The organism is Pseudomonas sp. BLCC-B112, assembly GCF_028550695.1.
Classification (GTDB): domain Bacteria; phylum Pseudomonadota; class Gammaproteobacteria; order Pseudomonadales; family Pseudomonadaceae; genus Aquipseudomonas; species Aquipseudomonas danubii.
Genome location: NZ_JAQQGK010000001.1, coordinates 523526 through 547961, shown reverse-complemented (window position 1 = coordinate 547961; position 24436 = coordinate 523526). Strand labels below are relative to the sequence as shown.

Genomic DNA, 24436 nt, shown 5'->3' with positions numbered 1-24436 from the left:
CGAATGCCCGCAGGACCGCAGGTTCAGGCATAAACGATCACGCACTCGGACAGCGCGGCGTAGAGTCCGGCCGTGACCGACCCTTGAGTTCCGACCAGTCGAGCCATGAACTGCAACCTGTCGGTATCCGCGGGGTAGTGCGCAGCGGCTTGCCCCAGGGTCATGACATTGCCGAACGCGTCCAGGATCTGCACACCGACATTTCGCGCCGCGCTCGCTCCGCTGCGCTCGTTCTCCAGTGTCACGCCGTCATGGGTAATACCATCGAAATAGACCTGAACCGTCTTCGCGCCGTGGCACTTTTGCGGGTCAAGCAAGACCTCGAACATGACCGCCGGGACGCCACCCTGGTCAATCTGCGAGGCCGATGTCGCTCCCAGATCGACAAACCGCTCCCACTCCACGGCGCGAGCACGCAATGGCAGAAGCTCGACATCGGTACACAGGTCGTCGTCGATGCTGCAGGTAGGCGCGACAACCGTTGCCAGGAAGTTCATGAACTGAAGATTTTTTTGCGAAGTCATTGATCTATTCCTTCAAGTCGACAGGAGCCGATAGACATTGATCTGGCACCTGTATGGTTAAAGCGCAGGCTCCCGGCAACTCCCAGGACATTACGCGCAACGCATAAACTCCCGCCGGCAAGGACTGCGATGCCGCAGGAAACGCGGTTCTTCGGCCGCTGTTTTCTCGCTAATCGGCCTCTCACTCCTGCCCGACAGGCAGCAGTGCTCGACCTTCATTGAGCCCCGCCTGCAGCGCCGTCCAGAACTCGGCATTTTCATAGCCCATGGCCCAGACACTGGTACCACCCAGGCCCAGCTTGGTCACCAGTGCGGTCTTGGTCTTGATGCTCGTGGCATCGTCGTACCAGAGCACCGGCTGCGCGCGCTCCGGGGTCCACTCCACGCCATCGGCGAAGCTCTTGACCGGCCCCCAGGTGGCGTAAGGCGTTGCGGAAGCGGCGTCTCGGCGGGCGACGGCGCGGTGCTCGGCAATCACTTCCTGATAGGCCGACCAGTGCACTCGATTGCCAATGCTGTAGTCCTGACCGTAGGCCGGCAGCCCGGCCAGGACCTTGCTCGGCGCAACTTGCGACACGGCGTAGCTGAGCAGCACCTGCTGCCAGTCGGCGCCGGACCCGGGGCCGGGCCAGGCTTCGTCGTGGAAACCGCCGCTGCTCCAGCCGGGGCCGACCTGGTCGTAGGTCATGACCTGGAAGTAATCCACCGCCGCGCCCAGGGCCTTGTAGTCGTAGCCTTGCAGGTACTCGGGCTCGCGGTCGCTGGACTTGGGCGGGACGCTGATGATCAGTTTCTTGCCGCTGGCATGCAGGGCGTTGCCCAGGGCTTTGACATAGGCGGAAAAAGCCTTGGCGTTCCTTGGCTCGACCTGTTCGAAGTCCAGGTTGATGCCGGCAAAACCGCCCTCCTTGGCCAGCCTCACCAGTTGCTTGATGCTGCCGGCACTCAAGCTCTTGTCGTTGACGATGGAGTGGGAAATGGCCGGGTCGAAATCAGCAATGCCTTCGTTGTAGTCGGAGACGGTGGGGTACAGCGGCAGCGATTTGGACTGGGCGAAGCGAATGATGTTTTCGCTGGTTGGGTTCATCCCGTCCTGGTGCAACTGACCGGTGACGGTCAGCCCGTAGGTGCTGCCCAGACCGACAGCAGAAAGGTGGCGGTGGAACGCTTGCAGGTTGCTGTAGGACGCTTCGACCTGGCCATCGGTGTAGGCCAGAACAAAGGGCCCGGCATGGGCTGCGGTCGCCAGCAACAGAGTGCAGCCAGCGATCAATGCCTGAAAAAAACGCCGGATGCCTCGCTTCGAGGCCGGGCTGCTGAAGCCTGGATTCATGAATGCTCCTGCGGACTTTCCGCGTGGATTGAAAGGAAGTGAATGCTGGATCGAGGGCGATCCGAATGAGCCGCTCGCGAGGATGCTCGCGGCGCCATTGAAGGGTTAAAGCTGCACCACCCTGAGTGGTTTTTTGGCGGGGGTTTTCTTGGCCTTGGCTTTGGCCTTGCCTTGTTTGCCGCCGTTGCATTCGACCGTGGTGCTCCACCCCGACGGGTTGAACAGCTGCTCCACCGAGTCCACCAGATACTCGCCGTCCAGGCCGGCCTTGAAGCCTTGGGCATTGATCAGGCGCTCAGGAAACAGATCGGTGCGCCCGGGCATTTCCAGGCGCAGGCTGGCGCTGCTGCGGTTGAAGGCTGCCAAGCGGGCCTTGGCCGCTTGCTCGGCGGCGGACTTGTTGGGGTACAGGTGCCGATCGGTGTGCACCGCCGGCACGCTGGCCGGTGAGTCGCTGTTGCCCAGGTCGATGACCTTGAGCGTGCCGCTCTTCGGGTCCTGATGCTTGGTCTGCACCGCCTTGTGGGTGCTGCTGTCACTGAGGCGGAACTGATAGCGGCTGACGTCGCGGTGGCTGAGGCTGACAACGCCCAGGGCCTTGCCGCTGGCACTCAATCCGGACTGACGGGGCAGCACCAGCAACCTGCCTTCGGCCACCTTGGCGGTACAGTCGTACTGCCGGGCCAGGCGGGTGATGAAGTTGAAGTCGGACTCGTTGAGCTGGTCGATCCGCGGCACCTTGGTCGCCACCGGACAGACCGGCTGCCAGCCGTTGCGAGCCGCCAGATCGCGGACTATCTGCGCCAGCGCCACGTTCTCCCAGCTGCCGCTGCGGGTGGTCTTGCCACTGCCGCGCATGTCGCTGGCCTTGCCGCGGATCTCGATGGAATCCGGCGGTCCGTTGACCACCACTTCATCCACCGTGTAGCGCCCCAGGCTGGTCAATGCCTGCCCGGCATAGCCGAGGAACACTTCGATGGCGGCGCCACGACTGGGCAAGGCGACCGCACCGTCACGGTCATCGATGCGCAGTTCGAACTCATCCGCTTCCATTCCCGGTTTGTCCAGGGTGCGCAGGGTCAGCAGCCGGTCATTGATCTGCGCGGTGATGTCGCGGCCATCGGCGAGGATACGAAAGACCGGGGTCATGGCCTGTGCTCCAGAAAATGAAGACCCCGCACGCAGCGGGGTCTGTTGAGTGGAGGCAAGGTCAGTCCCATAGCTGAACCATCGCCTCTGTGCGAATCGGCAGCTCCGGTAGCAGGATCAGTACCCCGGCCCGAAAGGGTTGTGGCTCATCGGCCAGGCCCTGGTTGGCGTCCAGCACCGCCTCGACGCTGCCATTGAGGTGCCCGTAGTAGCGATGACACAGGGTGTCGAGCAGATCACCGTCAGAGGTTCTGCAGGTCGTTGCCATAGCTCACAAACTCCAGTGAAAACCCTTGTTTGCGGGGAATGCCGCCCGCCAGCAGGTGGCTCTGTTCCTCGTCGATGCTGGTGAGGCACCAGGTGCCCAGCACTTCACCGTAGCCCGTGGTCAGGCTCAGGGGCTGCAAGCGCCGGCCAATGCTGCGCAACGCCTGCAACTGCCCCAACCCACCCTTGAACCCGGGAAAGATCGCGCCCTTGAGGGAGATCTTGTCGTCGCCCTGCCCCACCGCCTGCTGCGCGATGCTGCGGCTCAGGCGCTCCTGGGCCGCCCAGCGAAAGCCGGTTTGCCGGCGCAACTCATCGAAGGCCGCGGTATCGAGGTTGAAGTAGAACGGCTCGGCCGCGGCCCCAAGGGGCTGCAGAATCAGCAGGTGCGGGAAGGGTTTCACCGCCTCCGCCGCCGGGGTGTCCTGAGGCGCCAGCGCACCGGAAGGAAAGATATTGCCCAGGGCCGGGCTGATCTGCCCGCCGATGCGGTTGATCGCCGCGCCGGCCTTGGCCACCTGCTCCTGCAAGGCGCCAAGACGCTGCTGCATCTGCCCCGCCACGGTCACGGCCTGGCTGTACTTGGCCGCGACTTCACCCACCGCCGACTGCGCCGCGCCGATGCTGCGCATCGTGCGTTGCAGCTTGGCGCCCAGCACCGGGCCGACCCAGGGCAGATTTTCCAGCTCCGAGGCGGCGCCAGTGATGTCGCTGATGGCGCCGTTCATGGGCCCCAGCATTTCATCGGCGCTGCGCCGCCCCGCCTCCGCTGCCGCCACCAGGGACGTGAGCCCCGATTGCAGCTGTTCCATATAGGCCATGCCGCCTCCTTAAACGTGTGCCGCGTCGAACAACTGACGACCTGCCGCCTGACGGCTGTATTCGTCGAACTGAAAGCGCAGATAGGGTTCCAGCTCCCGGGCCAATTGCGCCGGATCTCTGACATCGCCCTGCACCGAAATCGACAGATAAGGCGCAAAGCTGAACTGCTGTTCGATCGCCGGGGGCGCCGCCGATTTGAACGGCTCCGGAGGATTACTCAGCGAAAGGCTCGACGCCGACGGTGCCGGGCTGGCCAGCGAACGCGCGGCCTGCCCCATCAGCGGAGGCGTCTGGCCCGGCTGGAAGGACTTGGCGATATCGCCCATCACCGGCGGGATGTTCTGCCCGGCGTTGCGCATCATCAGCGGACCGGCTGCGGGCATTTGCTTGAGCGAGTCGTCGGAGCCGAACAGTTTTTTGCCCAAGGCCCCACCGGCGGCAGAACCGCCCCAGGCGCCCAGTGCACCGCCCACCAGCCCACCAATAACAGTACCGATGACCGGCACCACGGAACCAATGGCGGCCCCTGCTGCTGCTCCGGCAGCGGCGCCAGCAAGATTGCCTGCTGCCTCGCCATAGCCTTCGGCTTTTTCATCCTGGGTCTTGGCATTCAGATAGGTGTCCGCAACCTGAAAACCGGCACCGAGCACCGATAGGATCGCGCCGCCCTTGAGCAAAGGTGCGAACCCTTTGGCCACAGAGCCAGCGCCTTTCAGTGCGGCACCGGCCACGCCAGACCTGACCGCCCCTCTGGGCATTTTTTCCAGACCACTGGGCGTCATCGGGCTCTTGCCACCTTGAATGCCCGCCACCCTCGCAGGTGGCTTGCGCCTGTCAGCCTTACGCCCACCACGGCCCCGACGGCGTTGCTTGTCCAAGCCGCAGTCGATCATGGGCTCGCAACAGTCAATGCCTCCCGCACTGCGGCCAGGCGCTCGCTTTACCGCCTTGGGATCAACCTTCAACCCACCCCGCAAGACATTGATCAGGCCCTTGCTCATGGTGTAGACCGCCATGAGCTTTTGCACCGCGACATACGCGGCGCCCAAAGCGACCACACCCTGCACCAACGATGGGTTGTGCTCTGCCAATTCGCTCAGCTTGCCGACCAGCACGGTGATGCTTTTGGCCACCAGATCCGTCACCGGTTGCAGGGCCTGCCCCACGACCCGCTGGCCTTCATCGATGGCTTGACCTGCTTCAGCCCACAACTGCTTGGAGGCTTCTCGACGCTCCGCGAGGTTCCTGGCGAGAACGCCAGAGGCGCTCAACGAGTCCTTCTTCACTTGCTCATACTGCTGCCGGCCCTGGGTCTGGGCCAGCAAGGCCGCCTTGATCTGCATATCGGTAAACAGGTCACCGGTACGCAGGGACTCTTCCAAAGCCTCAAGCATGGCCTTGGCCTTGGCCGGGTCTGTTTCCTGGCTGATCTTCGCCTGGGCCTCGGCCATCTTCGCCGCCTTGGCCGGGTCGATGGCCCTGACGTAACGCATGGCCAGGGCAAAGCTCGCCTCCAGGCTCGACATGCCCTTCTGGATACCGGTATTCAGCGAAGCCTGATAATCAATGCCGGCGTCTTCATAAGCCTTGACCGCCTCACTGGAGCCGATTTTCTCGATCCAGTTCTGCAATTGGCCAGCGGCCTGATCTGCACTGCCCGCAGTGTTCATCTGCACTTGCAGCATGGACCCCAACTGACTCACCGCCTCCATGCCGGTGAGTCCTTCCGCGCTCGCGCTCTTGAGCAGCGCCGGGAGCAAGCGCGCCATGTCGGCCGCCTCGAAATTGCCGGCCTGCCCCTGCAAGGCGATGGCCTCGAGAGCCTGCTCCATAACCTTGGGATCGCTGATCCCAGCCTTCAGCTCCAGGGCCCGCATCAGCTTCGCGGTGTCGTCGACACTCGCGCCCTGCCCCACTGCAAACTTGGCGGCCAGCCCTGTGTAGCCTTGCGCCTTGTCCAGCGACATGCCGCTGGCCATCATCTGGCTCACCAGAGCCGCCACGTCGTTACGGGCCATGCCCGTGTCACGGGAGGTCTGAATCACCGTGCGGCTCAGCTGCGCTTCCTGAGGCTGGTTGACCACATTGGCCTTGATCGCCATGTCGCGGATCAGCGCTTGATAATCAGCACTGATCTTGACCGGGGCGCGGAGCTTATCGACGCCAAACTTTGCCCAGTCATAAGCCGCCTTGAAGTCGGCCTTGCCCTGGGCTACCTGCTGCAGCCCACGAGCCTGAAGCTCAGAGCCCCGGGCCACCTTGCCCAGCGCTTGATATTCCTGGCGCAGCTTGTGCACCTCAATACCCTGCTGGCGCAGTCCGTTGCGGCTCTCTTCCAAGCGGCGCAACAGCCCGGCCGCGGAAGCGGCGCCGGTGTCATGGGCCTTTTTCCATTCATCCTGCAGGCGCAGGGTCTGGCCAATGGTTTTTTCCAGCACCCTGGCCTTGCTGCCCTGCTGTTCCAGCTGCTTGATCCGGCCTTCCACCGTCTTGAAGGCGGCGTCCCAGGTCGAACTGAGGGCAGTACCCACTACCACCAGCCCCGATACCAGTTTGTTCGCCATGTGCTTCTCCTGATCCTTGGGTGACGGGCTCAATCCGTGAGCCACCAGACCATGTCGGAAAACCTCATGGTCATGATTTCCTCAGCGGCGAAATGCAGCTCGCGAGCGAGCCGTTTCGCCGCCACTTTCATCACCGCAGGATCAAAGCTCGTCGTCTTGCACCAGGCGAAAATAGCCGGCCTGCAGGCGTTGATAGTCCTTGAGTGCCATGCTCTCCAGGTCCTTGGTACTGATTTGCGCGAGGCTGGCAAACAGCATCAGCTCGCGCTGTTCATCGTCACCAACGCCGGCGGCACTGGCGGCGCGCACATCACGCACCGTCGGCGCTCGCAGGGTGAGCCGGTCGCAGACCACACCGTTCATCTCTACCGGCTTGCTCAGCGCCACCACCACGCTGTCGCTGCTCAGGGTCATCCAGGCCGGGGTCTTGTCGATTGCTTGAGACATGAGGTGTCTTCCTTACAGGCCCAGGGCCGAACGTTGAGCGGCGAGCTGGTCGACGCCGTTGATCACACGCTTCATGCCCAGGGCATCAATCTCGTAGATCAGGCGACCGTCGACTTCCAGCTTGTAGTAGGTCAGGGCCACGTTGTGCTTGATCTCGGCCTTGTCGCCGGACTTCCAGTCGCCCATGTCGACCTCCTTGAGCAGGCCGCGCAGGGTCACGATCACCGGGGTGACCTTGCCCTTGAGGCCCTTGAAGGCGCCACGGAACACACCGTTGAAGCCGCTGCCATCGGCCAGGCCGAACATCTTCAGCGACTCGCGGCGCACGCCGGTGGTGGTGAAGCCGGCCTCTTGTTTCTCCATGCCCATATCCAGTTCCACCGGCACATCCATGCCACCGACGCGGTGTTCCTCGGTCTTGAGGGTCAACTTGGGCAGGGTCAGGCTCGGCACGTCGCCTTGAAAGCTGATGCCATCGACGAACAGGTTCATGTTCGCCAGGGTTTCGGGAATCATTGCCATTACTGCGGCTCCTTAAGCGGCTTGGTCAAGGACTTCGGTCAACCACTGGTTGGTGACCTCGACCCGGAAGTTGGGGTTTTCGGCGGGCGGTACGTCGGTGAAGCGGATGTTCCAGTACACCTTGCCCTGCTCCAGCTGGCTGGCGGTGTTGAGCTCGGTGTCGGCGTAGACCTCGAAATTGATGATCGCGCCCTGGTTCTTCAGATCACGCATGAACGCCTGCAGGCCTTCGGTGACGTCCTTGACGTAGGTCGCGGTGATCGAGCGGTCCACGGCCCATTTGTGGCCGAAGAGGATGGCGTCCATGACGATGTCCATGGTCCGCACCCGGGTGACGAAGGCCCATTTCGGATCGCTGGACAGCGTGCGGTTGCCCCACAGGCGGAAGCCCGCATCCCGAATGATGGTGGTGATGTTGGCGTTGTTCAGCAGGTTGGCGCGGCAGGTTTCATCGCCGTCGAGGAACTCGATCGGCCGCTTGGTGCCGGTGATGCCGACGAACTCCTTGTTCGACGGCGAGGCCCAGAAGCCGTACTCGTTGTCGGTCCAGGCAAACAGACCGGCAACCCAGGCCGAGGCCGGCGCATCGACGGTGGCATTGGCACCGTTGTCCCAGTGCTGAACACCCGGATCGACCATATAGGCGCGCTTGGCGCCGAAATTCTTGGCGTAGGCCATGGCCGCTTCGTCGGTGGTATTGGGACCATCGAGAATGGCCAGGCCACGCAGCTTGTCCGCCAGGGCCACCAGGGCGGTGCCGATGGCCAGGGTCGAACTGTGCTTGGGGGTGACCAGCAGACGTGGCTGGGCGTTGAAACGGCTCTTGCCGTCCAGCAGCGCCTGCAGACCGGTACGCTTACCGTCGGCCAGCACCCCGCCGATGATCGCCGAAGTCTGCTCGGCCGCATCAGTCATCTTGGCCACGCCACAAGCGACGATCACCGCCTTGGCCCGCTGATAGATGGCCTGACAGGCCTTGGTGATGGCCGCATCCGGGCCCCAGGCCGCAATGGCCTCACGCTCGTTGGTGATCAGCAGCAGGTCATTGACTTTGGCAGCGGCGGTCGGGCCTTCGGTGAAGGTGTCCACCAGGCCGATGATCGAAGACGACGGCAGCGAAATAGTGCGCGTGCCGGTGTCGACGTTAGTAACGGTAACGCCGTGGAAAAAACCACTCATGGATAAACTCCAGACATGAAAAAGCCCCGGGTGAAGGGGGCTCGTAGGGATGATTGATTAGTGGGAAGCGGGAAAGAAAACGCCCCGGCGGTGCGGGGCGTTTATGGGGTTTGTTCGGCGATCCAGGATGGGGCTACTGGACGATGCTCGGCTTGTGGAAAGTCCGGGGATTGGGGCCAGTCGCGTAGGGATTGCATGTACACCAGTAGCTCCTTGAATTGCTCACCTGTCAGCGTCGTGGGAGCTTCAATTTCCAGCTGATCTCGATGCCGCTCGCGCAGCCACATGACGGACGTCAACTCAGCATCACGCCATCTGCGTTCCTTAGCCATGAACTGAGCAGGGGACACGGGTGGGCGCGGGCCAAGCTCTGGTGTTCCGTCTTTCCCCTTCACGATCACCGTGTTTATGCCCACACCTGCAAGCAGTTCATCTCGCAAGCGCTGCTCCACTTCGACCGCATCCGCTGGAATCTCTGAGTTGTAATCAGGGTGATACCAAGACGCCGTTTCAAAGCTGTAGAGGAATCCCATCAGTTACCCCACGCAAAGTAATAAATCGTTTGATTGCCAGCACCACTAGATGTCGAGACATCTTGCGTCAATCTGATAACCCCATTTGAAATCGGAACCGCGTAGGCGCTGTAGTTGCCTGTAGTGTTCCAACCAGAGACACCCATGCCTGCGATTACCCCGCAAATTGTGTTGAAGGAAACCGGCAAGCTCACATTAAGGCTCGACTCAGGCGAAACCACCACTGACCCCATCTGAATTATCAGGCCTCCCGGTACGTCAGGAATTCGGATTGAGTCGTTGTATGTATAGTTTCGCTTTGGCAGCAGCGCAGTTACCGCCTGATTGATCAGATACTCAGTGTCAACTTTTTTGTAAGCATCGGTAATACCGTATCCGGCCAGGGTTGTGGCAGACTTCGCCAGGCCTATTAGTGCCTGATTGATCAGGGAGTCCACGTCACCACGCTTGTAGGCATCGGTGATGCCGTAACCCGCCAGGGTGGTCGCTTTCGTGGCTAGGTCTTTCACCGCTTGGTTGATCAGATAGTCCACATCGCCACGTTTGTAGGTATCGGTAATGCCATAGCCCGCCAGTGTGGTCGCTTTCGTGGCCAGGTCTTTCACCGCCTGATTGATCAGATAGGCCACATCGACTCGGTTATAGGCGTCGGTAATCCCATAGCCCGCTAAGGTGGTTGGATTTGCACCAGCAACGACAATGCCACGCTTGCTGACGCTGACCTGGGTGTAGGTACCAGCAACCTTGTCCGCAGCCAGTCTACTGTCGAAGGCGAGATCAACGTACTCGCGGGTGGCGAGCACTATGGACGGATCGATCTTCAGTTGTACCGAGGTCGTACTGCTTACGATCAGGACCATTCGCAGCACTTGAGTCCGGCCAGAGCCCTCCGCCATCTGCGGCTTGTAGCTTGGCGGACAATTGCTGACCGCTATCAAGTCGCCTGCAGCATCGTAAAGCCCCATCTCGCGAATCCACCACCCGCCCTCTGTTTCGGGAATGACCATCTCGGCCATCACTTGGCTGGTGTTCGTTGGATCTACGCTCAACGTATTGAGACTGGCGCGGTAGCGTTCGTTTGCAAGGATGGTTTGGGTTCGGGTGGGGGTTGGCAAGGTTCCATTGCCATCACCCACTGCCATCTTGCTGATTTGTAGTTTTGTGTCGAGGGCAGCGGCATTGGCCAGCTTGGCCTCGCCCACGGCGGTCAAAATTGCGAAGTAGGTCTGGCTCATGGATAGACGCTCAGTGTGTCAGTTGAATGCTCAATACCGGAGAACAGCAACGCTGGGTTGCTGACCTCAATGGGACCGGGCGAGTAAGGGTAAACAGTCAGGATTTCGCCATCGGTTGCGCCGGCTCCAACCCAGGCTGTGCCACGTGTTTCTAAGCTGATGAGCAGTCCGGTTAGGTGCCGGCTGACGGGCCTGGCGTCGTCGATCAGCCGGGTCAGCTCCTGGTACATTTCCTCAGTGATACCGGTGTCCAGAACGCCGACTTTCAGGGCAAAGGTGGCCGGTTCGCCTTCAGGGACCGTCTGCCACCATTCGACCACTTCGATCAGGTAGCCCAGCGGTTCCACCACCCGGCGCAGTGCACCGATGGTGCCTTTGCGAGCGTGGATGAAGTACGAGGCACGAATGGCGTTGCGCTTGACCGTCTCGGACCAGCGCGGGTCCCAGCGATCCACCGACCAGGCCCAGGCCAACTGCGGTAGCAGATGCACCGGGCAGGTGGACGGGTTGTACAGGGTGCGCAGCATGATGGCGGTATCGCCCGCGCTGGCCGCCTCGAGGGCGCGCTCCAGCGGCGTGCTATTGATCGGCAATAGGCTGGTCATCTCAGCTCCCCAGCGTGACGCTGTAACCGGTGCAATACGCCGCTTGAGCCTTGGTCGGGGTGATGTCTTGCCAACCCGCCAGATCGACCCGAGCCACGCCGGCCACATGCAACTGCGCATCAATGGCCGAACGGGCCACCTCGATGCCCAGGCGCCGGCGTGGGTTGACCCAGGCAGCCAGCTTGCGCTCGGCTTCTGCCAGGGCAGCGTCACCTTCCGGGCCGGAGCCCTTCATGTGCAGCACCGCGTCGATGCGATACGGCAAGACTTGGGCACTCTGGACCGTGACCCGGTCGCCGAGCGGTCGCACGTCTTCATCATTGAGGGCTGCGGCAACGGTCGCCAGCAAGTCAGGACTGGCCGCGCCATTTCCCTCCAGGCTCAGCACCGTGACCGTCACCCGGGCCGGTGCCGGGCTTTCGGCCTCGGCGTCTGCTACCAGCGCAGAAGCGTTACGAGCATGCAGGATGTAGCTGTTGCGCGGGCCGGCCGTGGTCAGTCCTTCATAGGCCAATTGCACGCGCTCGCGCAGAGCGTCGTCGGCTTCCTTGACCTCCTCCACCGGCGGCACCGCCTGCGGGTCACCCTGCAGGATCACCAGGCGCTGCAGTTTGACGTTGGCCGCCAGGTGATCCAGGTCCGTACCCTTGGCATGGGCCAGCAGCAGCGCCTTGGCGGCATCGTTGACCCGGGCCCGCAATTGCATATCGCCGTAGGCCGATAGCTCCAGCAGTTTGCTCACCGGGTCGCTTTCCAGGTTGGCCGTCCAGTTATCGCCCATATGCCGGCGAAAGGTGGCCAGCTTGCCTTGGTACAAGGCCTCAAAATCCAGGGCCTCAAGCACCTGCGGCGCCGGCAGCGCCGACAAGTCCAACGTACTCATGCCGTCACCTCCAAAACCGCGCTATCACCCAGGTACTGGCCGGTCAGTTGAAAACTGATCTGACCACCCACCACCGCAACCACTCTTACCCGTTCCAGCTTCAGCCGGGGCTCCCAGCGCAACAGCGCTCGGGCCACTTCGGCCTGCACCGCACTTTTCCAGCCACCAGTTACTGGCAAGTCGACGTAGCGGCGCAGGTTGCTGCCGTACTCCGGGCGCATCCGCCGACTGCCCAGCGGCGTGGTCAGGATGTCCTCGATGGACTGCCGCACATGCTCGATGCCGGACAGCGACAGGCCGGTACGGCGATCCATTCCGATCATCGTGTCACTCCTGCGCTTGCAGATCCGGGTGGGCGTTCAGGTAGTCCAGGGCGACAAGGTCGCCGGCCTTTACCGACACCTGTCCCTGGGCAACCCGTAACTGGCGGCCATCCGGCAGGATCAAATTGCGCGAGGTGTAAAGGGTGTCGCGAAACACCACAGTGCCGGCGCCCACAGGGCGACCGGGAGTTTTCTTAGGGGTGGCCATAGGTATCTCCGGGTACAAAAAAAACGCTCGGGGCGGGTTGATGGGGTGTTCGGTGATGGGTGAGACGTGAGCGCTGAGTCGTGAGGGCCACGACCCGCATGGGTCACTGCGGCGTTGCAGTTGAACCGGGCCCCGGCATCACACCCAGATGGGTATGGGTCGAACCGACGTTGACCCCGTTGTGCTTCAAGCTCCCGCCGTTGATGTGCACATCGCCATTCAAGGTGATCGCTCCGGTCAGGGTGATACTGTCGGCCTTGCCGGTCAGAGCGCTGTCGGTCACCACCGCCGAGCTGCCGCCGACCTGAATGGTCACCGTGCCGCTGGGCAGGCTGATGCTGTAACTCTTGGCCTGCCAGTCATAGACCAGCGAGCCGCCATCCTCGAAACGCCAGACCTCGACGTGGTCACGGTTGTCCGGCTGGGGACCGGCGTTGCCATACAGGCCGGGAACAAAGGTGCCCTGGGCCGGCTCGCCGCTGGGGCTGATCAGCACGCCCTGCTCCCCCAGGCTCGGCGCCCGCCAGTGCCGGGCCTTGCCGGCGGCCTGGCTGTGCCAGCGCACCCAGGCGCTGGTCCAGCCGGCGCCATCGGATACCCGCACCAGGCCGGCAGCCAGATCCACGCCGACCACGCTGCAAGGCAGGATCAGGCCGGCAATCATGCGGTCGTGGGTTGCAGACACGTAACTCACGCCATGTGCTCCGGCGACTGGTAGCCGCCCTCATGACCTGGGCCAGTGTCGGGACTGAAACCCAACACCAGCGTGCCCGGTGGTTGATTCGGCCAGGGCCATTGCTCCTGACCCAGGTAGATAAGCTGCTGCCACTGCACGATCCACTCGGCCCGGTAAACCGACTCTGCAGCCGTACCAACAGGCTTGGCCCACACGGCCGTCGCGCCTTCGACAAAGTCCAGATCCCACTGCTGACAACGCAGCAGCTCGATTAACTGAGCCGCCAGAATGGCCGCCTGCAAAGGGGCCTGTGCAAGCTCGGGGTCAACCCGTACCCGGGCCTCCAAAGTGGCCCGCATGCAGCAGCGACCGTCACCCGGGTCGGCTGCCTGGTCCAGGCCGGTGACGGCAAAGTAGAGCGCCGGCTCAGTGGCGCCTTCAAACGCCTTGGGGAATGCCTCAACCGTCTGCAGATGGGGCATCGCCAGCTTGATCGTGGACGTAATGGCGTCTTTTAGCTGGGTCAGTTCGTTCATTGTCTAATTCCAGAATAAGAGCGAGGCAGCCTAGTCACAGGGGCCTGGGCCGGTGGACCTTGTTGAGGGCCGAAGCCGATCGGGGCTCAAGGCCGATCCGAGTTCGAATCCCGTGAAGGCGGTTCGCAAACCCCGATGCGCTTGGCCGCCCAGCGCTCATAAAGGCCGATGGCGACGTCGGCGCCGGCCATGGCGGTCAGGCAGCCGAAGGCGCAGGCGGTCCAGATCGAGACGCCGGCGGCATACAGCAGCATGATCGCCGAGACCCCGCAGACCACGCAGGCTCCGGAGCGCAGCGCCAGGCGCCGCAGCAGCGACCAGCCACGAGCGCCCTCCTTGTCGGCGCGCCACATTTCGCCGGAAACGCCACCGACCAGCGCCAGGACGATGACCAGCCAGATCGGCATGTCCAGCAACGCTTGTTGCTCGTTTGTCATTCACGTCTCCCGTGCGGATTGAGGCCAGCGAGATGGCCAGTTGATAGAAGGCTGATAACGATGTTTCAAGGGGTCCCTGTCTGTTGGTGGCCCACGTTAGGCAGGCATTCCAAAAAGCCCGGTCGCCCGGGCTTTTCAGTAATGCAAACCTTGGTCTTTCGGCACGACTGGTGCGGTACGGACCCATTCAAATTGTTCCTCCGACCGCGACCCTGTCCGCCGGATAACTGCTTCTGGTGCTTTACGCTGCACACCCGGGTCAGTTGCCAACCCTCTGAACCGTCGAGGCCGGTTCATCGCTGCCTTTGCTTTGCCACTAAAGAGCGTCGTTGCAGCCGTTGTTGAACGGCTTGAGACGGATAATATGCATTCGTGCATATGCAGTCAATGCGTAAATGCATTTATTTATGCATGAGAATTGCGCAAATGCATGAGAGCCGCATAGATGCAGGGCGGGGGGGGATTTTTCGAGGGCGAAAAAAAGCCCGCTCAGTGGCGGGCTTTGTCTGACAGTGATGGCTTAGCGGGCGTACATGCCCCACCAGAAGACGTGACCGAGGATGCTGATCTGCTCCTCCTGGATTTCCTGGAAGCTGTAGTCCTCATCCGGATGCTCATCGCGGTTGAAGCTGCGCAGGCGAATCCCGGTAGGCAAGCGATACAGCTGCTTCACTCGCAGTTGGCCATTGTGGTTGATCGCATACAGGTCGCCATCGACGATATCGCCGATGGCGCACTTGCCAGCATTGACCCCGACCGTGGCGCCATCGCGCAGCACCGGCAACATACTGTTGCCCCGCACCGTGACGCACTTTGCCTGGTCGAACTGCACGCCGTTGTGCCGCAGGCTGCGCTTGCCGAAGCGCAGGCTGGCGCGCTCGCTCTCCTCGATGACGAATCTTCCTGATCCAGCAGCCAATTCAACCTCACGCAGAAAAGGAACCGACACCTCGTCGTCATCGACAGGGGTATCGTCGTCCCACAGGCTTATGTCCTTGAGTTCCGAATGAATCTCGTCGCGGGGCGCAGCAACCCGGGCAGGCGCGATATCCACGCGCCCGCGCAATTGGTCGGTGCTCACCTGGAAGTATTCAGCGATCCGCGAGATGTGTTTATCCGAAGGATCGACGATCTTCCCGCTGAGAATCCGCGAGAGGGTGGATTGAGGCACACCAGTCCGACGGTGAAGCTCCGTGGGGGAGATTCCATCACGATCCAGCAGCTCTCTTAAGACGGTAGAAACATTGCGTATTTGCATAGAACGCATAGTGCTCGAACTTTTAGCCCATGACAAATGCTGTTTTGCATATTTGTGCTGCATTTACCGGACAAACGCAGTAGTGCCTTGGTGTCTGCGAGGCCAGGGCGCCCATGGTAACCTTGCCGCCATCTGCAAAAAGCCGGGCCCAGCGCTCCTTTGCTTCACCCATTCAACGAATCCGCCTAAATACCAATGAGTAAAAATACCTCCGATCTGTCCTCCCACACGCCGATGATGCAGCAGTACTGGCGCCTCAAGAACCAGCACCCTGATCAGTTGATGTTCTACCGCATGGGCGACTTCTACGAGATCTTCTATGAAGACGCGAAGAAGGCCGCCAAGCTGCTGGACATCACCCTGACGGCACGCGGACAGTCGGCGGGACAGGCGATTCCCATGTGTGGCATTCCCTACCACGCCGCCGAAGGTTACCTGGCCAAGCTGGTGAAGCTCGGCGAGTCGGTGGTCATCTGCGAGCAAGTGGGTGATCCGGCCACCAGCAAAGGCCCCGTGGAACGTCAGGTGGTGCGCATCATTACCCCGGGCACCGTCAGCGACGAAGCCCTGCTGGACGAGCGCCGCGACAACCTGATCGCGGCCGTGCTGGGCGATGAGCGCTTGTTCGGCCTGGCGGTGCTGGACATCACCAGCGGCAATTTCAGCGTCCTGGAAATCAAGGGTTGGGAGAACTTGCTGGCGGAGCTGGAACGCATCAATCCAGTGGAGCTGCTGATCCCTGATGACTGGCCACAAGGCCTGCCGGCGGAAAAGCGCCGGGGTGTTCGACGTCGCGCCCCCTGGGACTTCGAGCGCGACTCGGCCCACAAGAGCCTCTGCCAGCAATTCTCCACCCAAGACCTCAAGGGCTTTGGTTGCGAGACCCTGACCCTGGCCATCGGCGCCGCCGGATGCCTGTTGAGCTACGCCAAGGAAACCCAGCGCACCGCCCTGCCCCACTTGCGCAGCCTGCGGCACGAACGCCTGGACGACACGGTGGTGCTGGACGGTGCCAGTCGCCGCAACCTGGAGCTGGACACCAACCTGGCCGGTGGACGCAACAACACCCTGCAATCGGTAGTCGATCGCTGCCAGACCGCCATGGGCAGCCGCCTGCTGACCCGCTGGCTGAACCGCCCGCTGCGGGATCTCAAGGTCTTGCAAGCGCGTCAGTCCTCGATCACCTGCCTGCTGGACGGCTACCGTTTCGAACGGCTGCAGCCGCAGTTGAAGGAAATCGGCGATATCGAGCGGATTCTCGCGCGAATCGGCTTGCGCAATGCCCGTCCGCGGGACCTGGCTCGCCTGCGTGATGCCCTGGCAGCCTTGCCAGAGCTGCAAGAGGCGATGACCGAACTGGAGGCAGAGCACCTCAAGCAACTGGCAGTCACCACCAGCACCTACCCGGAACTGGCCGCGCTGCTGGCCAAAGCGATCATCGACAACCCGCCGGCGGTGATCCGCGACGGCGGCGTGCTCAAGACCGGCTACGACGCCGAGCTCGACGAACTGCAATCGTTGAGCGAGAACGCCGGGCAATTCCTGATCGATCTGGAAGCCCGGGAAAAAGCCCGTACCGGTCTGGCCAACCTCAAAGTCGGCTATAACCGCATTCATGGCTACTTCATCGAGCTGCCGAGCAAACAGGCCGAGCAGGCACCGGCGGATTACATTCGTCGCCAGACCCTGAAGGGCGCCGAGCGCTTCATCACTCCGGAACTCAAGGAGTTTGAAGACAAGGCGCTGTCGGCCAAGAGCCGCGCCCTGGCCCGGGAAAAGATGCTCTACGATGCGCTGCTGGAAACCCTGATCAGCCATCTGCCGCCGCTGCAGGATACCGCCGGTGCCCTGGCGGAACTGGACGTGCTGAGCAATCTGGCCGAACGCGCGCTGAACCTGGACCTCAATTGCCCGCGTTTTGTCAGCGAGCCTTGCATGCGCATCACCCAGGGCCGTCACCCGGTGGTGGAGCAAGTATTGACCACACCTTTTGTGGCCAACGACCTGAATCTGGACGACAACACCCGGATGCTGGTGATCACCGGTCCTAACATGGGCGGTAAATCCACCTACATGCGCCAGACTGCGCTGATCGTACTGCTGGCCCATATCGGCAGTTTTGTCCCGGCGGCGAGCTGCGAGCTGTCCCTGGTGGATCGGATCTTTACTCGGATCGGCTCTAGCGACGACCTGGCCGGCGGTCGCTCGACCTTCATGGTAGAAATGAGTGAAACCGCGAACATCCTGCACAACGCCACTGAACGCAGCCTGGTGCTGATGGACGAAGTGGGCCGCGGCACCAGTACTTTCGACGGACTTTCCCTGGCCTGGGCTGCGGCAGAACGTCTCGCCCATCTGCGGGCCTACACCCTGTTCGCCACCCACTATTTTGAACTGACCGTACTGCCGGAAAGCGAGCCGCTGGTGGCCAACGTGCACCTCAATGCCACTGAGCACAACGAGCGCATCGTCTTCCTGCACCATGTATTGCCCGGCCCTGCCAGCCAGAGCTATGGCCTGGCGGTAGCCCAGCTGGCGGGGGTTCCCAGCGCTGTCATCGGGCGAGCCCGTGAACATTTGAGCCGCCTGGAGACCACCAGCCTGCCCCATGAAACACCACGCCCCGCGCCAGGCAAAGCCTCGGTTCCGCAGCAAAGCGACCTGTTTGCCAGCCTGCCGCACCCAGTCCTCGAGGAACTGGCCAAACTGGATCTGGATGACCTGACACCACGCCGGGCACTGGAAATGCTCTATACATTGAAGACACGCATCTAACGCGAACGCCTTCAAGCTGTTAGAATCTCGCGCGGTTTGGGATGCTGCGGACTATTAGCCTGGTTCGCAGACTATCGCTCCCAAACCTGGCGACCCCGTCATGTAGGGGCTCCGCTGCCGCCGCCTGAGGAGAGAATTAGAAATGACCTTCGTCGTCACCGACAACTGCATCAAGTGCAAGTACACCGACTGCGTAGAAGTCTGTCCGGTGGACTGCTTTTACGAAGGGCCGAACTTCCTGGTGATTCACCCGGATGAGTGCATTGACTGCGCGCTGTGCGAGCCTGAATGCCCGGCTGTAGCCATTTTCTCCGAGGATGAAGTCCCGGAGGAGATGCAGGAGTTCATTCAGCTGAACGTCGAGCTGGCAGAGATCTGGCCGAATATCACTGAAAAGAAAGAATCGTTGCCGGATGCCGCAGAGTGGGATGGCGTCAAAGGCAAGATCAAAGACCTCGAACGCTGATTGCCCCCGCGTTCCTGAAAAGGCCCCTTGCGGGCCTTTTTGCATTTCTGGGAATAGGGCTCTTGTCCTCGGGACTTTTTCGACAGGCAAAAAAAAGGGGCGGTATGACCCGCCCACATTTTTCCCTAGTCCCTGTGTTCCTTTTCATCGTCCTGATGAATCGCTTCCTGCGATGTCCTGACCATCGTCCTTGATGGCTGTGTCTATCCGTCGACACAGGGCTGATATTAGAGAATTCCCTGGTAAGAGCAATCGCACTATTCCCCGGAAAACTTGTCGAACACAAACAGAAAGACTTAAAAAATACTTATAAATCAACAATATAAAAAATCACTTAAAGCATTTCAGGCAAGTCTGAAGCAATCGAGAACCGAACACTTACGGAAACGTAATCTATTGCTTACACGCCAGTGAAGAGTAATCCCAACCCTGACCAGAATCCCAGAACTCAGAGTCAAAATAATCACGCAATAAAAAGCCCCGAATAGATCGGGGCTCTTGCGAGTCAGTTCCAGAAGCTACTGAAATAGAGACTCACTGGACAACCCATTCTTCTCAAGGATCTCTCGCAGGCGCTTGAGGCCTTCAACCTGGATTTGTCGAACCCGCTCACGGGTCAGGCCAATCTCCAGGCCAACATCTTCAAGAGTGCTGCTCTCATGACCTCGCAGGCCAAAGCGGCGGACCACCACTTCACGCTGCTTTTCAGTCAATTCGGACAGCCATTGATCGATGCTTTGCGACAGATCATCGTCCTGCAACAGTTCACAAGGATCCGTTGGACGATCGTCAGTCAAAGTGTCCAGCAGGGTTTTATCCGAATCCGGTCCCAGCGAGACATCAACCGAAGAAACCCGCTCATTCAGACCGAGCATGCGTTTGACTTCAGCCACCGGCTTCTCAAGCAGGTTGGCGATTTCTTCGGGAGAGGGTTCATGATCGAGTTTTTGCGTCAACTCACGGGCGGCGCGCAAGTAGACGTTAAGCTCTTTGACCACATGAATCGGCAACCGGATGGTCCGGGTTTGATTCATGATCGCCCGTTCGATGGTCTGGCGAATCCACCAGGTGGCGTAGGTCGAAAAGCGGAAGCCGCGTTCCGGGTCGAACTTCTCCACTGCCCGGATCAGGCCGAGGTTGCCCTCTTCGATCAGGTCCAGCAGCGACAATCCACGATTGACGTAGCGCCGGGCAATTTTCACCACCAGTCGCAAGTTACTTTCAATCATGCGCTTGCGCCCGGCGGGATCGCCACTCTGCGACAAACGCGCAAAGTGCACTTCCTCTTCGGGAGAGAGCAATGGAGAAAAGCCGATTTCATTGAGGTACAACTGCGTTGCATCGAGGGCACGCGTGTAATCAATGTACTTGTGTTGCTTAACTGAAGCGGAGCTTTTGGATTTGGCGCGAACGGAAGGTGGAGTTGCCCCCTCATTATTCGACATCGAATCCATATCGATGCTGCTCTCCATAAGGAGAACTTCATCGTCGATGTCAAACTCCGGCACTTCTTTACTGAGAGCCATTGTTATAGTCCTTTGGTGAGTTCGACCTCAGGCTCAAGCGGCGCCTTAATCCTTGGCAACGCTGGAGCCTGTTCCCTCTACGTGAGCGGAACAGGCTGGTAACGGATCAACGACGTGGCAGGAATTGCAGCGGATCTACAGGTTTACCTTGTCGGCGAATCTCAAAGTGCAGTTTCACCCGGTCTGTACCAGTTGATCCCATCTCGGCAATTGTCTGTCCGACTTTGACCTGCTGTCCCTCCCGAACCAATAGCTTGCGGTTGTGGCCGTAAGCACTGACGTAGGTTTCGTTGTGTTTGATGATGACTAATTCGCCGTAGCCCCTTAAGCCACTCCCGGCGTAAACCACCGTCCCATCAGACGCAGCTAAAACAGGCTGTCCCAAATCCCCGGCGATATCAATGCCTTTATTCAAACTACCGTTTGAAGAGAATTTTCCAATTAGAACACCGTTGGAAGGCCAGCCCCAGCCCGTCGGAGCGGGGCCTGCAGGCGTAACCGGAGCGGGCGCCGGCTTGCTTGCAGTAGCTGTAGAAGTGCCCGTTGCGGTGGCTGTGGTTGCCCCCGCCGGACGACGAATAACCGTGGTCTTGCTGGAGGACGATGCACCAGACTGGGTGCTGGTAACCACAGTTGTCGGCGCAACACCCATGCGACCATCAAAACGAATGGTTTGCCCCGGATGGATGGTATAGGGCTCGGCAATATTGTTACGAGCAGCCAACGCCTTGTAATCCCAGCCGTAGCGAAACGCGATGGAGAACAGCGTATCCCCGCGACGTACTACATATTGTCCCGTGGTCACAGTTGGACGCTGAGGCGCCGCATTATTACTGCGTTCAACCACACCCACACTGCTGGACTTGGTGCTGGAGCAACCGACCAACAAGGAACTCAAGACAAGGCCAATCATCAGTCGCTGAAAGCTTGTTATACCCATACGCTGCGCAATGACTGTGAGACTCACCCGCCGCTCCCTCTATGGTGGTTGACGATATTAATTGCCTGGCTCAGGCATGAAATGACGCAAGTATAACTGGAGGCAGGCGCTTTACGGCTGGCAAAGCGCAACACACAGTCACAAGAGGTTGCCATTGATCGCCGTCCCACTCATTGCCGATCAATACGGCACTAAGACACAACCCGGCAAACAGAATTCACCCAGGCGGCGATAAATGCTCAGGCCAGTGGTCCATTGAGCAACGGCACAAACCGCACCGCCCCCAGGACATGTCGGGCAAAGCCATGTTCTTCACGAATGATCAGCATCAACTGCTGTACTTCTCCGGCTCCCACTGGAATGACCAGGCGCCCACCAGGCGCCAGTTGATCAAGCAGTGCCTGAGGAATATCGGTAGCCACGGCGGTGACGATGATGCCGTTGTAAGGCGCCAACGCTGGCCAGCCCTCCCAACCATCGCCCCAGCGGAACACCACATTACGCAGGTTCAATTCCTGCAGACGCTCCTTGGCCCGATCCTGCAGGACCTTGATCCGCTCCACCGAAAACACCCGCTCAACCAACTGCGACAGTACTGCCGTCTGGTAGCCGGAGCCGGTACCGATCTCCAGCACTTTGTCCAGCGGGCCTGCCGCCAACAGCAACTCGCTCATGCGAGCCACCATATAAGGCTGGGAGATCGTCTGGTTATGGCCGATGGGCAGCGCTGTGTCTTCATAGGCACGGTGCGCCAGAGCTTCATCAACGAACAGATGCCGTGGTGTACGACGAATGACTTCCAATACCTGGGGATTGGACAGGCCCTCATCGTAAAGCCGTTGGATCAGGCGCTCGCGGGTTCGCTGGGAAGTCATGCCTATTCCCCGTCGTAGCAAATCGTCCTGCTCACGAGCCATCAGCGCAGCCCCTCCAACCAACCATCCAGACTCCTGAACGCCTCATTGAAGGTGCGATCGAGCTGTAACGGCGTGATCGACACATAACCTTGCATGACAGCATGGAAGTCAGTACCCGGACCGCCATCTTCGGCGTCCCCTGCGGCGGCAATCCAGTAACCCGACTTGCCACGGGGATCGACGACCTTCATGGGCGCCGCTGCGCGCGCGCGATGGCCCAACCGGGTCAGCTGTATGCCACGGATATGATCAAGCGGGAGGTTGGGAATATTCACGTTCAACACCGTCCGTGGTGGCAAATCCAGCAAGCCCTGAGCCTGTACCAGCTTGCGCGCGAAATGGGCAGCAGTGGCGAGGTTTTCTACCTGCCTCGACACCAGCGAAAAGGCAATCGCCGGGCGCTGCAGGAAACGTCCTTCAAGCGCAGCAGCGACGGTTCCGGAATACAGCACGTCATCACCGAGGTTGGCCCCCAGGTTGATTCCCGACACCACCATGTCCGGCTCATGCTCCAACAGGCCGTTAAGCCCCAGGTGAACGCAGTCGGTCGGTGTGCCATTGATACTGATGAAACCATTGCCGAGGGTATGCGGATGCAACGGACGGTCGAGCGTCAGCGAACTGCTGGCGCCGCTTTTGTCTTGATCCGGTGCGATAACCACACACTCGGCGTAATCCGCCAACGCAGCATGCAGCGCGGCGATACCGGGTGCAGTTACCCCATCATCGTTAGAAATCAGAATACGCATGAGCTGTCCGTCTGCCCCACCGGCACCAGATCGACGAGTTCACGCACCAATGCGGTGGCGAAACACCCGGCCGGCAGGACGAATTCCAGTTGCAGAATGTCAGGCTCGGGATAATGCCACGTCAAACCGCCAATGGGCAGCCGCAGGATGCGTCGTTCGTGGCTCATGCCGGCTTTAATCAGCCAATCACAGAGTGCCGCCTCACGACCGGCAATCTGTTGCTCAAGCTCATGGGATACACCGCCCGCCGGAGAAGCACCCTCCCCCCACAGCGGACCGGTGGGGTGCAGGTCGAGAATCGCCAGGCGTGGGTCCGAGCATTCATCAGGCCCGGCCATGAAAAAGCTGCGACTGTCGGTAAACGCCAGCAGGTCACCTATCTGCGCCTGCTGCCAACTGCCGTTCGCCACCCGTGCTGCCAGCACCTGGTTGAACAAATAGCTGCGGGCCGTAGACAACAACCGCGAACGCACATTGCGCTGCTCTGGCAGTGCCTGGCGCGCAGCCCAGCCGCGGGCATCCACTAGATTGCCGCCGTCGTGGCCAAAACGCTGGGCGCCGAAATAGTTAGGAATCCCAAACTGGGCGATCTGCCGCAAACGCTCATCAATGGCCGAATGGTCCGCCGTAAGCTCTGTCAGACGCAGGGTAAAACCGTTGGCCGCATGGGCTCCACGCTGTAGCTTGCGCTTGTGGCGGGTGGCCTTGAGAATTTTCAGGGTGTGATTTTCCGCCGCGCCAAGATCCGGATCAGCCTTGCCCGGCAGTTGCACACTGAACCATTGGCGAGTCAGCGCCTGGCGATCCTTGAGCCCGGCGTAGCTCACGGTGCGCAACGACACTCCGGCGGCCTTGGCAATCCGCCGCGCGGCCTCTTCGGTATTCAAGCCACGCTTTTCCACCCACAGCCACAGATGCTCGCCTTCACCGCTCAGCGGGATATCGAGCACTTCATCGACTTGGAAATCTTCGGCAGTGGCCTTGAGCACCGCGCTGCCCAGGGCATCGCCATAGGCCCGCGGGCCCAACAGTTGCAGTTCATTCATGGGCGCAGCAACAAGGCCACGGAGTGCACCGCGATACCTTCCTCGCGACCGACGAAACCGAGTTTTTCGGTAGTGGTGGCCTTCACGTTCACTTGATCCAGTTCGACTTGCAGGTCCTCGGCAATCAAGGCCCGCATGGTTTCAATATGAGGCGCCATTTTTGGGGCCTGGGCGACGATGGTGTTGTCGACGTTGCCGACCTTCCAGCCTTTGGCATGGATCAGCGCGACAACATGACGCAGCAGGACGCGGCTGTCGGCACCTTTGAACTGCGGATCGGTGTCCGGAAAATGCTTGCCGATATCCCCCAGCGCCGCGGCGCCCAGCAGGGCATCACTGAGCGCGTGCAACAACACATCACCGTCGGAGTGGGCGAGCAACCCAGAATGATGGGCGATACGCACACCGCCCAAAGTAATGAAGTCGCCCTCAGCGAAACGGTGCACATCGTAGCCGTGGCCAATACGCATAAAAAAACGCCCCGAAAAAGTCAGGGCGTGATTCTACCTGCTTTGG

27 protein-coding genes are annotated in these 24436 nt (G+C 60.7%); 2 read left to right on the top strand and 25 right to left on the bottom strand.

Annotated elements, in window-relative coordinates; genetic code table 11:
- Positions 1-23: 23 nt before the first annotated feature.
- The 19 genes from PQT43_RS02500 to PQT43_RS02410 all read right to left on the bottom strand — a co-directional run bounded on the left by PQT43_RS02500 (position 24) and on the right by PQT43_RS02410 (position 15510).
- A complete protein-coding gene (locus tag PQT43_RS02500; RefSeq protein ID WP_267269472.1) occupies positions 24-524 on the bottom strand; it encodes a fimbrial protein in 501 nt (166 codons plus the stop codon).
- Between the two features lie 181 nt (positions 525-705).
- A complete protein-coding gene (locus PQT43_RS02495; protein WP_272753468.1) occupies positions 706-1857 on the bottom strand; it encodes a glycosyl hydrolase family 18 protein in 1152 nt (383 codons plus the stop codon).
- Between the two features lie 105 nt (positions 1858-1962).
- On the bottom strand, positions 1963-3006 hold the full coding sequence (locus PQT43_RS02490) for a phage late control D family protein (RefSeq protein WP_272753467.1): 1044 nt from the start codon (positions 3004-3006) through the stop codon (positions 1963-1965).
- A gap of 61 nt (positions 3007-3067) precedes the next feature.
- The gene (locus PQT43_RS02485) at positions 3068-3274 is read right to left on the bottom strand and encodes a tail protein X (RefSeq protein WP_047302087.1); all 207 of its coding nucleotides are present in this window, start codon (positions 3272-3274) and stop codon (positions 3068-3070) included.
- Complete coding sequence (locus tag PQT43_RS02480) at positions 3249-4094, bottom strand: phage tail protein (RefSeq protein ID WP_103741615.1); 846 nt, start codon at positions 4092-4094, stop codon at positions 3249-3251. Before PQT43_RS02480 ends, PQT43_RS02485 begins: the two co-directional genes overlap by 26 nt.
- A gap of 9 nt (positions 4095-4103) precedes the next feature.
- Positions 4104-6659 (bottom strand): phage tail tape measure protein, encoded by a 2556-nt coding sequence (locus tag PQT43_RS02475; protein ID WP_272753466.1) that lies wholly within the window; start codon positions 6657-6659, stop codon positions 4104-4106.
- A gap of 141 nt (positions 6660-6800) precedes the next feature.
- Positions 6801-7106: a phage tail assembly protein gene (locus PQT43_RS02470; protein WP_110596493.1), complete on the bottom strand. Its 306-nt coding sequence runs from the start codon at positions 7104-7106 to the stop codon at positions 6801-6803.
- A 12-nt stretch (positions 7107-7118) separates the two neighbouring features.
- Positions 7119-7628, bottom strand: coding sequence for a phage major tail tube protein (locus PQT43_RS02465; protein ID WP_016965333.1), 510 nt, complete (start codon positions 7626-7628; stop codon positions 7119-7121).
- 12 nt (positions 7629-7640) lie between these two features.
- Positions 7641-8807, bottom strand: a complete 1167-nt coding sequence (locus PQT43_RS02460) for a phage tail sheath subtilisin-like domain-containing protein (protein WP_102878571.1) — start codon at positions 8805-8807, stop codon at positions 7641-7643.
- Positions 8808-8908: 101 nt separating this feature from the next.
- A complete protein-coding gene (locus tag PQT43_RS02455; RefSeq protein ID WP_272753465.1) occupies positions 8909-9340 on the bottom strand; it encodes a phage tail assembly chaperone in 432 nt (143 codons plus the stop codon).
- Positions 9340-10575 (bottom strand): phage tail protein, encoded by a 1236-nt coding sequence (locus PQT43_RS02450; RefSeq protein ID WP_272753464.1) that lies wholly within the window; start codon positions 10573-10575, stop codon positions 9340-9342. The genes PQT43_RS02455 and PQT43_RS02450 overlap by 1 nt, the downstream gene beginning before the upstream one ends.
- Positions 10572-11180, bottom strand: a complete 609-nt coding sequence (locus tag PQT43_RS02445) for a phage tail protein I (protein WP_272753463.1) — start codon at positions 11178-11180, stop codon at positions 10572-10574. The genes PQT43_RS02450 and PQT43_RS02445 overlap by 4 nt, the downstream gene beginning before the upstream one ends.
- Position 11181: 1 nt before the next feature.
- Positions 11182-12063 (bottom strand): baseplate assembly protein, encoded by an 882-nt coding sequence (locus PQT43_RS02440; protein WP_102861400.1) that lies wholly within the window; start codon positions 12061-12063, stop codon positions 11182-11184.
- Complete coding sequence (locus tag PQT43_RS02435) at positions 12060-12386, bottom strand: GPW/gp25 family protein (protein ID WP_102861399.1); 327 nt, start codon at positions 12384-12386, stop codon at positions 12060-12062. Before PQT43_RS02435 ends, PQT43_RS02440 begins: the two co-directional genes overlap by 4 nt.
- A gap of 4 nt (positions 12387-12390) precedes the next feature.
- Positions 12391-12594: a hypothetical protein gene (locus PQT43_RS02430; RefSeq protein WP_102861398.1), complete on the bottom strand. Its 204-nt coding sequence runs from the start codon at positions 12592-12594 to the stop codon at positions 12391-12393.
- Between the two features lie 103 nt (positions 12595-12697).
- The gene (locus tag PQT43_RS02425) at positions 12698-13288 is read right to left on the bottom strand and encodes a phage baseplate assembly protein V (RefSeq protein WP_170001070.1); all 591 of its coding nucleotides are present in this window, start codon (positions 13286-13288) and stop codon (positions 12698-12700) included.
- Positions 13285-13806: a hypothetical protein gene (locus PQT43_RS02420; RefSeq protein ID WP_267269462.1), complete on the bottom strand. Its 522-nt coding sequence runs from the start codon at positions 13804-13806 to the stop codon at positions 13285-13287. Before PQT43_RS02420 ends, PQT43_RS02425 begins: the two co-directional genes overlap by 4 nt.
- 86 nt (positions 13807-13892) lie before the next feature.
- Positions 13893-14243: a phage holin family protein gene (locus PQT43_RS02415; RefSeq protein WP_110596488.1), complete on the bottom strand. Its 351-nt coding sequence runs from the start codon at positions 14241-14243 to the stop codon at positions 13893-13895.
- Positions 14244-14763: 520 nt separating this feature from the next.
- Positions 14764-15510, bottom strand: a complete 747-nt coding sequence (locus PQT43_RS02410) for a LexA family transcriptional regulator (protein ID WP_102861394.1) — start codon at positions 15508-15510, stop codon at positions 14764-14766.
- A 186-nt stretch (positions 15511-15696) separates the two neighbouring features.
- On the opposite strand from PQT43_RS02410, the gene mutS reads away from it, so the two are divergent.
- Both mutS and fdxA read left to right on the top strand, forming a co-directional pair.
- Complete coding sequence (mutS, locus tag PQT43_RS02405; protein WP_272753462.1) at positions 15697-18276, top strand: DNA mismatch repair protein MutS; 2580 nt, start codon at positions 15697-15699, stop codon at positions 18274-18276.
- Positions 18277-18418: 142 nt separating this feature from the next.
- A complete protein-coding gene (gene fdxA / locus PQT43_RS02400; protein ID WP_102861392.1) occupies positions 18419-18742 on the top strand; it encodes a ferredoxin FdxA in 324 nt (107 codons plus the stop codon).
- A 518-nt stretch (positions 18743-19260) separates the two neighbouring features.
- Here fdxA and rpoS read toward each other — a convergent pair.
- The 6 genes from rpoS to ispF all read right to left on the bottom strand — a co-directional run bounded on the left by rpoS (position 19261) and on the right by ispF (position 24390).
- Positions 19261-20268 (bottom strand): RNA polymerase sigma factor RpoS, encoded by a 1008-nt coding sequence (gene rpoS / locus PQT43_RS02395; protein WP_102861391.1) that lies wholly within the window; start codon positions 20266-20268, stop codon positions 19261-19263.
- A gap of 106 nt (positions 20269-20374) precedes the next feature.
- On the bottom strand, positions 20375-21235 hold the full coding sequence (locus PQT43_RS02390) for a peptidoglycan DD-metalloendopeptidase family protein (protein ID WP_267269461.1): 861 nt from the start codon (positions 21233-21235) through the stop codon (positions 20375-20377).
- 212 nt (positions 21236-21447) lie between these two features.
- Positions 21448-22083 carry a protein-L-isoaspartate(D-aspartate) O-methyltransferase gene (locus PQT43_RS02385; protein ID WP_170001073.1) on the bottom strand — a complete coding sequence of 212 codons (636 nt, stop codon included), beginning with the start codon at positions 22081-22083 and terminating at the stop codon, positions 21448-21450.
- Positions 22084-22124: 41 nt separating this feature from the next.
- On the bottom strand, positions 22125-22874 hold the full coding sequence (gene surE, locus PQT43_RS02380) for a 5'/3'-nucleotidase SurE (protein ID WP_102861388.1): 750 nt from the start codon (positions 22872-22874) through the stop codon (positions 22125-22127).
- A complete protein-coding gene (gene truD / locus PQT43_RS02375) occupies positions 22862-23920 on the bottom strand; it encodes a tRNA pseudouridine(13) synthase TruD (RefSeq protein ID WP_272753461.1) in 1059 nt (352 codons plus the stop codon). The genes surE and truD overlap by 13 nt, the downstream gene beginning before the upstream one ends.
- Entirely contained in the window at positions 23917-24390 is a 474-nt protein-coding gene (gene ispF, locus PQT43_RS02370) for a 2-C-methyl-D-erythritol 2,4-cyclodiphosphate synthase (protein WP_102878561.1), read from the bottom strand. Before ispF ends, truD begins: the two co-directional genes overlap by 4 nt.
- Positions 24391-24436 lie beyond the last annotated feature (46 nt).